The 16625-nt window shown below is 33.5% G+C and carries 6 protein-coding genes; 3 read left to right on the forward strand and 3 right to left on the reverse strand.

Features of this window, described 5'->3' with window-relative positions; all coding sequences use genetic code 11:
* Window positions 1-18 precede the first annotated feature (18 nt).
* Together B5464_RS08890 and B5464_RS08895 are read left to right on the forward strand one after the other, a co-directional pair.
* The gene (locus B5464_RS08890; RefSeq protein WP_079738078.1) at window positions 19-468 is read left to right on the forward strand and encodes a retropepsin-like aspartic protease; all 450 of its coding nucleotides are present in this window, start codon (window positions 19-21) and stop codon (window positions 466-468) included.
* A gap of 18 nt (window positions 469-486) precedes the next feature.
* The gene (locus B5464_RS08895; protein ID WP_077811041.1) at window positions 487-939 is read left to right on the forward strand and encodes a GatB/YqeY domain-containing protein; all 453 of its coding nucleotides are present in this window, start codon (window positions 487-489) and stop codon (window positions 937-939) included.
* A gap of 70 nt (window positions 940-1009) precedes the next feature.
* Here the strand turns inward: B5464_RS08895 and B5464_RS08900 are convergent, their stop codons facing one another.
* Window positions 1010-13087 carry a PA14 domain-containing protein gene (locus tag B5464_RS08900; protein WP_079738079.1) on the reverse strand — a complete coding sequence of 4026 codons (12078 nt, stop codon included), beginning with the start codon at window positions 13085-13087 and terminating at the stop codon, window positions 1010-1012.
* A 238-nt stretch (window positions 13088-13325) separates the two neighbouring features.
* On the opposite strand from B5464_RS08900, the gene B5464_RS08905 reads away from it, so the two are divergent.
* Window positions 13326-14456 (forward strand): PepSY domain-containing protein, encoded by a 1131-nt coding sequence (locus B5464_RS08905; protein ID WP_079738080.1) that lies wholly within the window; start codon window positions 13326-13328, stop codon window positions 14454-14456.
* Between the two features lie 13 nt (window positions 14457-14469).
* Here the strand turns inward: B5464_RS08905 and B5464_RS08910 are convergent, their stop codons facing one another.
* Window positions 14470-15867 (reverse strand): exonuclease domain-containing protein, encoded by a 1398-nt coding sequence (locus B5464_RS08910; RefSeq protein WP_079738081.1) that lies wholly within the window; start codon window positions 15865-15867, stop codon window positions 14470-14472.
* On the reverse strand, window positions 15868-16524 hold the full coding sequence (gene rpe, locus B5464_RS08915; RefSeq protein ID WP_077811045.1) for a ribulose-phosphate 3-epimerase: 657 nt from the start codon (window positions 16522-16524) through the stop codon (window positions 15868-15870).
* Window positions 16525-16625: the final 101 nt, after the last annotated feature.

Genomic DNA, 16625 nt, shown 5'->3' on the forward strand with positions numbered 1-16625 from the left:
GATTTCTGATATTATTTTATGAAGAAATTAGAAAAAATATTAAAAAAAAAGAAATACGTAAAGGTTAAACTAAAAACCTTAGCTACTAATCATTTAGAATTAAAAGCTAAAATAAATGGTGTTAAAGGCCGCTTTATATTGGATACTGGTGCATCTAATTCTTGTGTTGGTTTAAATGCCATCTCTAATTTTAAGTTAATTGCAGAAGAAAGTGAAACAAAAGCAGCAGGTGCAGGAGCTATTGATATGGAGACTCAGATGTCTGAAAATAATAGCTTAAAAATTGGTAGTTGGAAAACAAATCAATTACACCTTGTTTTATTTGACTTGTCGCATGTTAATACCGCTCTTAAACAGCATAATGCAGATGAAGTTGACGGAATTATAGGTGCAGATATTTTACAGAAAGGAAAAGCCTTTATAGACTACAACAAAAATGTTTTATATTTAAAAAAGACAAAAAAATAATAATTTAATAAAGTAAATATGAGTTTGCAAAAAGAAGTAATGAATAAAATGAAAGAAGCAATGAAAGCAAAAGATACTGTTGCTTTACAGGCTTTAAGAGCAGTTAAATCTGCATTTTTATTAGCAAAAACAGAATCTGGTGTTCAAGAAGAATTATCAGAAGAGCAAGAAATAAAAATTATTCAGAAGCAAGTTAAACAACGTAAAGATAGTGCTGCTATTTTTATTAAGCAGGGTAGAGAAGACCTAGCGGCACCAGAACTTGCAGAATTGGCTGTGTTAGAACAGTTTTTACCTGAAGCTTTATCAGAAGAAGAAATTGAAGGAGTAGTTATTGCTACTATAGATGATTTAAATGCCTCTGGGATGCAAGATATGGGGAAAGTTATGGCGGTTATGCAAGAAGAATTAGCAGGACAAGCAGATGGTAAAATTATTTCTACTTTAGTAAGAAAGCATTTGATGAAGTAATTTTTAAAGAATAAAAAAAAGCCCAAACTTTTAAAAGTTTGGGCTTTTTTATTTTTATGTATTTCTATAACTATTTGTTATGCAAAACCTTTTTACTGATCATACCTTTTTCAGTTTTAATGTTTACAATATATACTCCGTTAGCTATATTATTAACTTTAAGTCTGTTTTCACTATCAGAAGAATCAATGTTCCAGCTGTTTGTTTTTTGACCTAAAAGGTTAAATAATACTACGTTTTCGATGTTTAAATTGTTTTTATTATCAATTACTAATTCGTTAGTAGTTTTGTCTAAGAAAGTAGTTATTAAATCATTTATTGGATTCTCTAGATTTACATCATCAACACTTAACACAGTGTCTTGACTAAATACTATCGAGAATCTATTTAAATACTCTCCTTTATCTAATTGTAAAACAACTTCGTTATTTGTAATGTCGTATGTTTTGTTATTCAACTTATCTTTTACAAAAATAGTGTTGTTTATCTTTTTGATATCATCTAAATTTAAAATAACAGCACCTTTATAATCCATTATTATTTCAAAAGGAATCTCTAAAGAATTTGAAACACTTTGAATTCCTGCAATAACATATTTGTTGTCACTATTTTCAAATTTCCAATAAACATCCGTTGTACCTAAATCGTTAATAGGACTATCAAAACCTTTTTCAAATTCAAAAGTATTGTTTGGGCTAAAAGACACTCCAATTTGTCTGTGTAAAGGCTCTCTATCTTCGCTAACAAAGTCCATTCCTATTTTTAATAAAGGCAATGTATTAAAGTCGCCATTATCTTGTTCTACAACCTTTTTTCTTTCAGATTTAAAGAATACAGCATTCCCACTATCTTCTGTAACATATTGTCTTTGACTGTTGTTAAACACGATTGGTCCACCGTCAGAATCACCTCCTATAAAGAATCCTTGACCGATAGGAATGTAAGTTCCAGGAGTTTTAAATAAACTACTATCTGTACCACTTGATGGTGCACATGAAACATCTCCATCATCGTCATTCATTTCTATAAAATCAATATCAATTGTGTTAGAATCTAAAGACTCAAATCTGATAGTAGAACCAACAATAACACAATCGTTAATAGTAAATGTTTCATAACCCGATGTTGCAGGTAAATCATAAGTACCAACTTCTACATTATCTTTAAGGAAAATTAAAGTCTTACCTGTAGCAGATTTGTAATTAATATTTATTTCATCTGTTGCTCTTGTAATTCTATTAAATTCTAAAAATTCTATACTTGTATTCAACCTTACAACCTCTCTTGCTTGATCTGTAATTGAAGAAGTATTAGTTGTCGCTTGTTCTGCTTCTAAGGTAATGCTAAACGCACCAACAGCAGGTTTACCTAAACTAGCTACAGCCATAGAAAGATTAATTGTAGAGTAACCACCAACATAACCTTGGTAATTATGACCGCTAGTTTCAGAACTAGTGTTTTCTTCGCCTACATGATCCCAGAAATATAAACTACCATCGATAGAATTGATATTGTCTTTAATGAATTTTAAAGCATTCATAGCAGACGGAAATGGGTTTCCTATTAAATAAGAGTCACTTCCTCCAACTGCTGTAGTTAATTCTCCATCGTTAGGATTACCAACAAAAGTATAGTTTTGTGCTACTTCTGGTCCTTTAAAAATATAACCATCTGTTGGCGCTATTGTTCCTGATTTATACTTGTGTTCATAATTAGATCTTTGTCCTCTTGTACTAGCAAAAGTATAAATCCAGTAATCTGCAATATTAATTGGTGTACCTGTACTACCATCATAACCGCCAACAAAATTAATATCTCTAGCAATGTTTGATGCTCCTTGACCAACAACACCTGCAAAACTAACCGGGTTTGTACCGTCTTTTAAAACTGATTCTATAGAATACGTTTGTAAATCGACTGTTCTTACAGGAGAACTCATATAATTGTATCTATAAATATTTGCAAGTTCAGAGTTTTGTTCGACATACATTTTTCCGTTACCTGTAATATCGGCAACTCCTGTATGCGTTTGAACAAACTGACTTTTTCCAACCAATCGAATCTCTGCATTTGTGGTAATATTTAAATTATTGGTTACCACTAACAATTGATTATCTATTGCTAGAATATTAGAACCTAATACCTCTAATTTACGCGCACTCAATCTTTCATTTTGATGTTCGTAATTTTCATTAACAGAAACATATCTAGATCTATCAGGATAACCATTATTCCAGTTACCACCAGTTCTTATTGTTTTCTCTATTCTATGCAATCCTAACAAGGTATTTGCATCTGAGTTCGAACTTTCAATCTCCGAAATTAACGGATCATGCGGATGTCTCTCAGCTGAATCAATTAAGAAATTATAAGGATCTAACGCATCATCTATAAAAACAACCCATTCGCTTTCTGTATAATTTACATTAGGTTGTAGCGTTTCATCTATTCTTACATACGATGTTTTATCTTTAAAAGATTCGATAATATCATATCTGTTTTCGTAAGAAGAAACTCCATTTACTTTTGATAAAGTAATAATATCATTAGCACCACTAATATCAGTTAAATCGTTGTTTTTAACAGCAATTGCATTACTATTGATATTAGTTAACGTATTGTTAGAGTTACCAAAGATAACCGATTGACCTGGAGCTAATGCAGATGTTACTGTGTGCGTTACATCTGGCGCAGTAGTTTGCACACCAGTTTTATCTTTATATAATTGTATATTGATAAGGTTAGCAGCAATACTTTTTGTTGGATGGATATTTGTAATCTCAATCCATCTTTCTGCTTCAAATTGATATACTTGTGTTATCATAGGAATTCCATCATCTGTAATATCTCTATAATCCACATCACCAACAGTTAAAACATCTTGATCGTTATCGTCAAAATTATCTGTTTGTGTATTGTCGTACTCTCCGTTGATATCTGTATAACCTAAATCTGTATCTCCAGTTTCAGCTAAATCATTTAATCCATTAGCACCAAATATACCTGTTGATGTTCCGTTACCGTCATTTGGTAAACCGGCACCAGATTCTACAACATCAAATAAACCATCACCGTCTGAATCAAGATCTAAATAATCTGGAGTTGTATCTGAGCCAACAGTCGCACTTGCATCTGTATTTACAGGAGTTAACCCTAAAGATCCTAAACCATTTGCATTACCATTTGGTGTTGCATCATAAGCGTCATCTAAACCATCGTTGTCAGCATCATTTCCAGATGGAGCAACGTAATCTATAGTAGATTGACCTTCAATGTTATCTGGTATTCCATCATTATCAGCATCTAAATCTATGTGGTTTGCAATTCCGTCATTATCAAAATCATACACATCAGGAATTCCATCAGAATTTGAGTCAGTATAATTAGTTACAGAACCATCACCAGCATTTCCATTATCTGTAGTATCTCTGTAATTAGGTGTTCCGTCTCCATCTTCATCACCATCAGCATCATTATTTCCATTTTCTACAAGATCTAAAATACCGTCGTTATCATCATCAATATCTATATTATCTGCGATACCGTCGTTATCTCTGTCTGATGTATCTCTATAATCTAAATCTCCAGCTCCAGGGAAATCGTTATCTGCATCTCCGTAAGCATTTTCTAGATTTGTAATATTTGTAACTTTATCACCGTTACCAAGACCATCATTTACAGTTGAACCTTGTATACTAGTATCATTGTTATCATCAAAATTATCATCTAAACCATCATTGTCTATATCAGATCCAGATAAAACATTATCTGTATCTCCATTTTCAACAATATCTAAAATACCGTCATTATCAGAATCTGAATCTAAATAGTCTGGTATGTTATCTACACTACTATCAGTATTTACAGGAGTTAAACCTATTTGACCATCTTCATAATTATCGTCAACTCCATTGTTGTTAGCATCTGTAATAGATGAACCTATTCCACTAGGTGCTACATAATCACTTGAAGTTTGACCTTCTATATTATCTGGTATACCATCGTTATCTGCATCGATATCAATATAGTCTAGTTTACCGTCGTTATCAGTATCACCGTTTGGATAAGAGTTCGGTGTTCCATCATTATTGGTGTCAGCACCAGTAACGATTAAAACGTTATCAGTGTTTGCACCATTGGCATCACTACCGTTAGCTAAAGCATTTGTAGGATCACCATCCACAACATCATTAAATCCGTCATTATCAGCATCCGTAAAGTTATCAGCTTTACCGTCACCGTTTGTATCTGTTCCACCAGCTTCAACAACATCAGCGATACCGTCGTTATCAGCATCTAAATCTAAATGATCTAAGATTCCGTCGTTATCAGTATCACCGTTTGGATAAGAATTAGGCGTTCCATCATTATTTGTGTCAGCACCAGTAACGATTAACACGTTATCAGTATTAGCACCATTGGCATCGCTACCGTTAGCTAAAGCATTTGTAGGATCACCATCGACAACATCATTAAATCCGTCATTATCAGCATCCGTAAAGTTATCAGCTTTACCGTCACCGTTTGTATCTGTTCCACCAGCTTCAACAACATCTGCGATACCGTCGTTATCAGCATCTAAATCTAAATGATCTAAGATTCCGTCGTTATCAGTATCACCGTTTGGATAAGAATTAGGTGTTCCATCATTATTTGTGTCAGCACCAGTAACGATTAACACGTTATCAGTATTAGCACCATTGGCATCACTACCGTTAGCTAAAGCATTTGTAGGATCACCATCGACAACATCATTAAATCCGTCATTATCAGCATCCGTAAAGTTATCAGCTTTACCATCACCGTTTGTATCTGTTCCACCAGCTTCAACAACATCTGCGATACCATCGTTATCAGCATCTAAATCTAAATGATCTAAGATTCCGTCGTTGTCAGTATCACCGTTTGGATAAGAATTCGGCATTCCATCGTTATTTGTGTCAGCACCAGTAAGGATTAAAGCGTTGTCAGTATTAGCACCATTGGCATCACTACCGTTAGCTAAAGTATTTGTAGGATCACCATCGACAACATCATTAAATCCGTCATTATCAGCATCCGTAAAGTTATCAGCTTTACCGTCACCGTTTGTATCTGTTCCACCAGCTTCAACAACATCTGCGATACCGTCGTTATCAGCATCTAAATCTAAATGATCTAAGATTCCGTCGTTATCAGTATCACCAGCAGGATAAGAATTCGGTGTTCCATCATTATTTGTGTCAGCACCAGTAACGATTAAAGCGTTATCAGTATTGGCACCATTGGCATCACTACCGTTAGCTAAAGCATTTGTAGGGTCACCATCCACAACATCGTTAAATCCGTCATTATCAGCATCCGTAAAGTTATCAGCTTTACCGTCACCGTTTGTATCTGTTCCACCAGCTTCAACAACATCAGCGATACCGTCGTTATCAGCATCTAAATCTAAATGATTTAAGATTCCGTCGTTATCAGTATCACCGTTTGGATAAGAATTAGGTGTTCCATCATTATTTGTGTCAGCACCAGTAACTATTAAAGCGTTATCAGTATTAGCACCATTGGCATCACTACCGTTAGCTAAAGCATTTGTAGGATCACCATCCACAACATCATTAAATCCGTCATTATCAGCATCCGTAAAGTCATCAGCTTTACCGTCACCGTTTGTATCTGTTCCACCAGCTTCAACAACATCTGCGATACCGTCGTTATCAGCATCTAAATCTAAATGATCTAAGATTCCATCGTTATCAGTATCACCAGCAGGATAAGAATTAGGTGTTCCATCATTATTTGTGTCAGCACCAGTAACGATTAAAGCGTTATCAGTGTTTGCACCATTGGCATCACTACCGTTAGCTAAAGCATTTGTAGGATCACCATCCATAACATCGTTAAATCCGTCATTATCAGCATCCGTAAAGTTATCAGCTTTACCGTCACCGTTTGTATCTGTTCCACCAGCTTCAACAACATCAGCGATACCGTCGTTATCAGCATCTAAATCTAAATGATCTAAGATTCCGTCGTTATCAGTATCACCAGCAGGATAAGAATTCGGAGTTCCATCGTTATTTGTGTCAGCACCAGTAACGATTAAAACGTTATCAGTGTTTGCACCATTGGCATCACTACCGTTAGCTAAAGCATTTGTAGGATCACCATCGACAACATCGTTAAATCCGTCATTATCAGCATCCGTAAAGTTATCAGCTTTACCGTCACCGTTTGTATCTGTTCCACCAGCTTCAACAACATCAGCGATACCATCGTTATCAGCATCTAAATCTAAATGATCTAAGATTCCGTCGTTATCAGTATCACCAGCAGGATAAGAATTCGGCGTTCCATCGTTATTTGTGTCAGCACCAGTAACGATTAAAACGTCATCAGTGTTTGCACCATTGGCATCACTACCGTTAGCTAAAGCATTTGTAGGATCACCATCCACAACATCATTAAATCCGTCATTATCAGCATCCGTAAAGTTATCAGCTTTACCGTCACCGTTTGTATCTGTTCCACCAGCTTCAACAACATCTGCGATACCGTCGTTATCAGCATCTAAATCTAAATGATCTAAGATTCCGTCGTTATCAGTATCACCGTTTGGATAAGAATTAGGTGTTCCATCGTTATTGGTGTCAGCACCAGTAACTATTAAAGCGTTATCAGTATTAGCACCATTGGCATCATTACCGTTAGCTAAAGCATTTGTAGGATCACCATCTACAACATCGTTAAATCCGTCATTATCAGCATCCGTAAAGTTATCAGCTTTACCGTCACCATTTGTATCTGTTCCACCAGCTTCAACAACATCTGCGATACCGTCGTTATCAGCATCTAAATCTAAATGATCTAAGATTCCGTCATTATCAGTATCACCGTTTGGATAAGAATTCGGCGTTCCATCGTTATTTGTGTCAGCACCAGTAACGATTAAAGCGTTATCAGTATTTGTTCCGTTAGCATCATTACCGTTTGCTAAAGCATTTGTAGGATCACCATCCACAACATCATTAAATCCGTCATTATCAGCATCCGTAAAGTTATCAGCTTTACCGTCACCGTTTGTATCTGTTCCACCAGCTTCAACAACATCTGCGATACCGTCGTTATCAGCATCTAAATCTAAATGATCTAAGATTCCGTCGTTATCAGTATCACCAGCAGGATAAGAATTCGGTGTTCCATCGTTATTTGTGTCAGCACCAGTAACGATTAAAGCGTTATCAGTATTTGTTCCGTTAGCATCATTACCGTTTGCTAAAGCATTTGTAGGATCACCATCCACAACATCATTAAATCCGTCATTATCAGCATCCGTAAAGTTATCAGCTTTACCGTCACCGTTTGTATCTGTTCCACCAGCTTCAACAACATCTGCGATACCGTCGTTATCAGCATCTAAATCTAAATGATCTAAGATTCCGTCGTTATCAGTATCACCAGCAGGATAAGAATTCGGTGTTCCATCGTTATTGGTGTCAGCACCAGTAACGATTAAAGCGTTTGCAATATTTTCTGAAGTACCATCTTGACCAACATCACCATCCACAACATCATTAAATCCGTCATTATCAGTATCTACGAAGTTATCAGCTTTACCGTCACCGTTTGTGTCTGTTCCACCAGCTTCAACAATATCTGCAATACCGTCATTATCAGAATCTAAATCTTGAGTATTTGGAATACCATCTCCATCAGAATCTAAATTAGGTATTGTATTACCACCGTTATCAACATCATATAAATCATCTAAACCGTTATTGTTAGCATCATTAATTAAAGTACCATTGGCATTAATATTGTCAACTTTACCGTCACCGTTTGTATCTGTTCCACCTGCCTCAACAATATCCGGAATACCATCGTTATCAGAATCTAAATCTAAATGATTTGGAATTCCGTCGTTATCTGAATCTATAGGTAAACAGTCTAAGAAAATTCCGAAAGCAACACCTTGTGAAGAACCATTTACAGTGTTTTTAAGAACAACTCTAATTGTATTTGCTTTATTTGATTTTAAAACATAAAAACCATTTCCTCCAGAACCAGTATCATTTCCTTCTAAAAATGCTTCTTTAGCATTTATACTAGAATTTGTAAAAGTATTAGGTATATTATCTAATAATTCCCAGTTTGTACCCGAAGTATAGTATTGTGCTTTTTCTGTAATTTCATCTGTACTTTCACCATCTGCAACTACAAGGTTTGGTGTGAATACAATATTATTATTTAAACCTGTGAATCGAATTGTAAAGTCGATTTCAGAAGAAGGTTTACCAGAAGGATTGTAAATAACTTCATTATCTGGTGTTGTATCGTAATATTGTTTTAAATGTGGATTTGGATTTGCATCCCAAGCAGCCATATCTACTGGTACAAAATCTGTTGTTAACCCATTTTTAGCTGATGCAGAAACAACAGTAGCTGTTATACTAGAGCCATCTGGCATTGTAAATGTTTTGCTGTCTCCTAAGTTTATACCGTTTGTGAAATCTCCATCCCAATTTAACCAAAAGATATTGTCTCTAAAAGCACCCAATAAAGGAGCTGAATTACCTAGGTTATTACCACTACAATCCATTTCGTCTACATCAGGTATACCATCATTATCGTTATCTAAATCGAAAAGATCTGCTACACCATCATTATCAATATCATTTTTATCTCTGTAGTCTAAATCACCAGAACCAGGAAAATCATTGTCTTGATCGCCGTAAGCAGTATCTAAAGTAGCTGCATTAGTTACTTTATTACCATTACCTAAACCATCATTTACAGTAGAACCTTCTGTGTTACTATCGTCATTGTCATCAAAATTATCGTCTAAACCGTCACCATCAGTATCATTACCAGATGCGCCATTATCAGTATCTCCATTTTCTAAAACATCATCTATACCATCATTATCTGAGTCTAAATCTAAATAATCTGGAATAGAATCGTTTGAAGCATCTGTATTAACAGGAGTTAAGCCGATTTGTCCATTTTCATAATTATCATCTACACCGTTATTATTAGAGTCTGTAATAGATGTTCCTATTCCGCTTGGTGCAACATAACCATTTGAAGTTTGACCTTCTATATTATCTGGAATACCATCGTTATCTGCATCTATATCTAAGTGATTAGAAATTCCGTCGCCATCAATATCACAATTAGGTGATAATATTGAAAATGGTAAATTTCTTCTTGAAATACTTGAACTAGAGTATTCTACATCTAATGAATGTTGTCCTGTATTTTCAAAAAATAAAACAGTAATTTCATGTATACCTTCTTTTAAAGGGATATTGTCGCCAGTTACTAAACCTGCAGCAGCATGTAAACCGTCGTAATCTACTACCTGATTTCCGTCTATAAAAAGTTTAGAACCATCATCAGAATTTAAGTAAAAAGTATAATTTGTAGTTGATGGAATATTAATATAACCACTATATCTAATACTATACGTTTGGGTATCTGATGGTGTAACCATTTCTTGTAAAGCCGTTACATCAAAATTAGTAACTGTACCAGTAGCAGTAGCACCAGTAGTAGGAATATTATCTACTGTATTTCCGCTAGGAACACTATCATAAAATTCATAATTTAAACTACCTACACAAGAGGCTATTTCAACTGTATCTAAAATACCATCATTATCATCATCTAAATCATCAGAATCTACAATTCCGTCTTTATCAGAATCTTTAAAATCTCTATAGTCTAAATCTCCGTCTCCAGGATTAAAGTTGTCATCGTTATCGCCATAAGCATTTTCTAATGAGTTGATATCTGTAACCTTATTACCACTGTTTAATCCGTCATTAACTGTAGCGCCAGAAATGCTAGAATCGTCATTATCATCAAAAGCATTGTCTAAACCGTCGTTATCTGAATCTGAACCAGTTAAAGAGTTTTTGTCATTTCCATTTTCTCTGATATCTGTTATGCCATCATTATCTGAGTCTAAATCTAAATAATCTGGATTGTCTATACCATCTGTGTTTTCTGGATCGAAACCTATTATTGCACCAGATTCATAATTATCATCAACACCATTATTATTTGTATCTGTAATATTATTTGCGATACCACTTGGAGCGATGTAACCATTTGAAGTTTGACCTTCTATATTATCTGGAATACCATCATTGTCTGCATCAATATCTAGATGATTTGGTATTGTATCAGAATCTGAGTTAGCAGGAGTATTTCCTGTGCCAGCAGAACTAGGTACACCATTTGTAGTGCCAGATGTACCAACATTTCCATCTGCTTGACCATCTCTATTTGTATCTGTACCACCAGATTCGATAACATCAGTTATTCCGTCGTTATCAGAATCTAAGTCTAATGAGTTTGGAACACCATCACCATCTGAATCGATATCTTCATATAATACAGGTGGAGTACTCCAGTTATTACTAGGAATACAAGGCTCTAAAGTTATTGAGTGAAAAGAAGGTTGGTTAGAAGTTATACCATTACCAAATCGTATACTTACAGATGAACTAAGTGCATAAGTAGCAGTTATTTGATATTCTGGTTTATCTACAGCTATTTGTTCTCCAAGAGTACCATCACTTATAAATCCTTTATTAAAACCACCTTCGTTGGCTGGTTGACCTGTTAAAGGATTTAAATTATTTGGGTTGTCTGTTTGTAAAAGATCAGTATAACCATCTTTGTAGGTAACAAATTCATATAAATCATTATCAATAGTTGATAATATGTAAGTTGTTTTTGGTGCTGGTGTGTTTGTATCTGCAATAACAAAATCTATTTTAAATTCTGTAAAACTTGTAGGGCTTGCGTGCTGAATTTGTGGTTGAAAATTGTTATCTATTCCAGCAGTTGTTTCTGGTACATCTAAACTAATTATTGCCGTATCTGTAGAAGATACAATTGTTACAATGGCATCTACTCCAGGATAAACATCATTATATAAAAATTGACTACCAACTGTTGGTGAATTAACATTAGATCCGTTGTAAGAAAAAGGCCCATTGGCAGAACTAAATATAGGAGCTGCTTTAGTATTACAGTCTACCAAGTTTCTTTCATCTGTATCTAAAATACCATCATTATCATCATCTAAATCTACATCATCTGCGATACCATCATTGTCATTATCTGGAGGTGTTACAGTTATTGTAACAGAAGCAGTATCACAATTAGAAGTTGAAGCTTTTTCACATATTCTATATACTAATGTATAAGTTCCTACTGGTGTATTTGGTGAAACATTTACAGCGCCTGTAGATGTATTTAAGCTAATATTAGAATTAGTTGTACTAAGTTGTGTAAGATTAACTGTTGACAGCGTTGGTGCTACAGTTTTTAAAATATCATTAGATAAAACATTATTTACAACAGTACCACTAATGCCATAAGCTGTAGTTGCGCTTTCGTTTACGGCGTCTATTATACTAGCCGTTTTTAATGTAAAATTACCTAAAAAACCTGCTCCTCTTGGTTCGTTCGAATTATTATTATCTGTGTAAAAAATTGTAACCGTTCTTACTGACTTAGAACCAAAATCTACAATAATAGATCCGTTATCATTATTGTCTGAATTTCCATTAGCTGTTGATGATTGTGCAGAATTAATTGTTGTAGAAGCTACCGTAGTATTTGGTGGGTCTACTATTGTTATTGAGTTTGGTGAGCCTGCATTACTTGTAACAGTAACTCTATCTACCCTAGGATTACTATAATCTATGTCTGATATACCAAATCTAAGATTTGTTATATTTTGACTAAAATTTAATGTAATCCTTACAGGTGAACTTGCATTTGTTCTACCAGTATTTGCTGGGTCAAACGCAACACCAAGATCATCAACACCACCAAATAAACCGCCAGAAGCACGATCTATTCTTGGAAAAGTTCCGGTAGCAGCACTTGAGTAAAAATTACCATCTGCCACGTTACGAGTAATGTTAATTGTAACCGATTCTTGTTTAAAACCAGCAGGCGTTGTTAAGTTAACTGTACCAGAAGTTGAGCCTTGTGGCCAATTTACTGTACTCCAATCTATACTTGATTGAGCTAAAACGTTAGATGAATTTAAAATACCTATTAATGTGAATAGGACTAGGGTAGTATGCAATTTAAAACGAAGTATTCCCCCAAATATTTTCGCTTTCTTTACATATGTTAGCATAAAATAAAAAAATTTTTAAGAGCACAAAAGTAATCATTATTTATCGTGCATCATTATTTTGACACTAATAAGTTATAATGGTCACATAAATATTAACTATAATTAAATAAAAATGAAGATATTTCCTGTTGAATAATTATTTATATTAATTCTAAATAAAATTGTATTTGTCAAAGTAATTTTTATATTTGCACCACTATTTAAAGTGAGTCTAAATAAATATATATAATTTCTATTGATGAAACAAAAAACTGCATATACTTTTAGAAAACTAATAAATGATATTCATCTTTGGCTTGGTTTAGCCAGTGGAATTGTACTTTTTGTGGTCTGTTTAACAGGTACAGTTTTAGCATTTGAACACGAGATAAAAGATTTTTTTGCTGAAAAGCTTACAATTGAAGAAACAAATGAAAAAATAGCCATTTCTTCTCTTGTTAATACGCTAAAAGAAAAAGAAATAGGCTTTGTTACCGGAGTTACACTTCCTACAAATGATTTAAAGCCTTATGTTTTTAATGTAAAAAAAGATTTAAAAGAAAGAAGAGGCGCAAAAGTATTGGTAAATCCTTTTAATGCAGAAGTAAAGAAAGTACAAAAAACAAGTGCAGATGCTTTTTTACTTGTTATGTTTAAATTGCACAGGTGGTTAATGTTAGATACAACTGTTGGTAGACCAATTGTAGGTATTGCTACAATAATATTTTTGATTCTTTCTATTACCGGAATTGTTCTTTGGTTTCCAAGAAAAATAAAATTAAAAAACTTTAAGCAAGGATTTAAAATAAAATTCAACGCAAATTGGAAAAGAATAAATCATGATTTACATAATACTTTAGGTTTTTACGCTTGTATTTTTATTGTAATTATGGGTTTAACTGGTTTATGTTGGTCTTTTGAAGGTTATAGAGAAGGTTTAAGCACTGTTCTTGGTACAAAGGTTTTTAATCGTTCTAGTGTTAAACTTAATGTAGATAAAATACCTACGGATAAAATATTAACTGTAGATGAGTTGATTGCTACTGCTAATAAAACTTTAGATTATAAAGGTGAGCTGTCGGTAACTTTTCCGAATAAAAGAAACAACTATTATAGTTTTAGAAAGTCTGATGATTTTAGTTTTTCACCAGTTTTTACAGATAAATTATATTTAGATGTCACAGGCAAAGTTTTGGCTGTAGATTATTTTAAAGACAAACCGTTTAATGTAAAAATAGCTTCTTTAATAAAACCGTTACATACAGGAGAAATATACGGAATGCTTTCTAAGATTATATATTTCTTAGCATGTTTAATTGCAACAAGTTTACCTGTTACCGGAACAATAATTTGGTTGAATAAATTAAAGAAAAATAAAAAAAAGAAGTAGAAAGATAATAAACTTATACTTTTTCTGAAGATTCAATACTATTGATGTCTTCATTAAAAGTATTTTTTTTCTTTAAATATGCTGCAATAATTCTTTGTACATCTCTGTTGTCTTTTTTAGGCTGAACAAAAAATTGATAATCTTCTGGATTAGTTAGTTGATTCGCTTGATCAGAATCTACATAACCAAAACCTTTGTAAATTCCGTCTAAAATTAAAGCAAAACCAACTTCATTTTCTGATCTTCCAGTTTCTTTAATTACTAGATTTTCTGCTCCAATTCCTGCAGAGTTTATTGCTTCTTTTACGCGTAAATTATAATTTTCTACAGATTCTTTACCACAACAAACTCCTTTACATTCTTTAATTTGATAATGAAAACAGCTAGATACATTCGTTTGTAAATGGCAATATTTCGGGCAAAGTTCAAATTCTTCACACAAATTTTCTATGTGCTTTCTAGCTTCTGCAACAGAGTAATATTTCATCATTGCATTCGGAATTAATTTTAACCGATTATATGCCAAATGAATGATTCCTTTTTGGTCCTCGTAAGAAAATAAACCAACGGCTTCTCCAGATTTTCTTTGTGCTCTATTGTATTTTGGGTAAATGCTTTTAATTTCTTCCGATTCGTGCAATAATGCTAATAATTCACTACCTGTTTTGATAAAAGAAATATCAGCAGTTTCTAAACACATGTTTTGTTCTTTCTTCTTTTTGTCATAAAAATGACTAATAACACGCTGTTTTATATTGTTAGCTTTACCAACATAAATTACTTCTTTATCGCTATTCTTAAAATAATAAACACCAAATGTTTCAGGTAAATTGTCTACAATTTTTTTATCTAATAAAGGTGGTAAGGTTGCTTGTCTAGAGCGAGGGTTTAAAAAAGAATTAATTATAAAATTATCATCTCTTTCTATCAATCGTCTAAATAATTCTGTAGTTGCTTCTGCATCGCCTTTTGCTCTGTGCCTACCATTAATAGGAATGTTTTCTACAGTACAAATATTACCCAAGCTGTAAGAATTTAAACCGGGCATAATTTTTCTAGATAAACGAACCGTACACAGTTTTTTTCGTTTAAAATTAAAACCTAAATTTTTAAACTCTTCGTGAATTATATTATAATCGAAATTAACATTGTGTGCCACAAAAACGGTGTCTTTTGTAATTTCTTCGACCTTTTTAGCAATCTCATAAAACTTCGGTGCATTTCTAACCATGGCATTTGTAATACCAGTGAGATTAGTTATAAATGCAGGTATATTTTGTTCTGGATTTACTAAGGATGTAAACTCATCTACAATTTTTTTTCCATCGAAAACAAAAATGGATATTTCGGTTATTTTCGAACCTTTATATCCATTTCCTGTGGTTTCTATGTCTACTACTGTATATAGCAATTACTGTATAATATTTTTTAAATCGGCAATTGTTTCTGTAGGGTTTTCTGCTCCAAAAACATAACTGCCGGCAACCAATACATTTGCACCAGCTTCTATTAATTTATTAGCATTTAAATTAGTTACACCACCATCTATTTCTATTTGGCAAGAAGATTCTGTAAACTCTATTAAATGTTTTAATTGACTTACTTTTTTATACGTATTTTCTATAAATGATTGTCCGCCAAAACCTGGGTTAACACTCATAATACAAACCAAATCTAAATCTGCTATAATGTCTTCTAAAACAGCAATTGGTGTGTGCGGATTTAAGGCAACTCCTGCTTTCATTCCGGCAGCTTTTATGGCTTGCACTGTTCTGTGTAAATGTGTACAAGCTTCATAATGCACTGTTAAAATATCTGCACCTAAATCTGCAAATGTTTGAATGTATTGATCTGGATTTACAATCATTAAATGTACGTCGATTGTTTTAGTAGCGTGTTTTTTAATGGCTTTTAAAACAGGCATTCCAAAAGAAATGTTTGGTACAAAAACGCCATCCATAATATCTATATGAAACCAATCTGCTTCACTATTATTAACCATTTCTATATCGCGCTGTAAGTTGGCAAAATCTGCTGCTAAAACCGAAGGTGCAATTAAATTACTCATGTATTTGTTGTTGTGTTGTTATTTAGTTTTGCAAAGGTAATTAATCGAAGGTCGATAGCCAAGGTTTTAATTTTTTGGCTTTTTGTTTGATAAGAAAAAAA

The organism is Polaribacter sp. KT 15 (genome assembly GCF_900143115.1).
Lineage (GTDB): Bacteria > Bacteroidota > Bacteroidia > Flavobacteriales > Flavobacteriaceae > Polaribacter > Polaribacter marinaquae.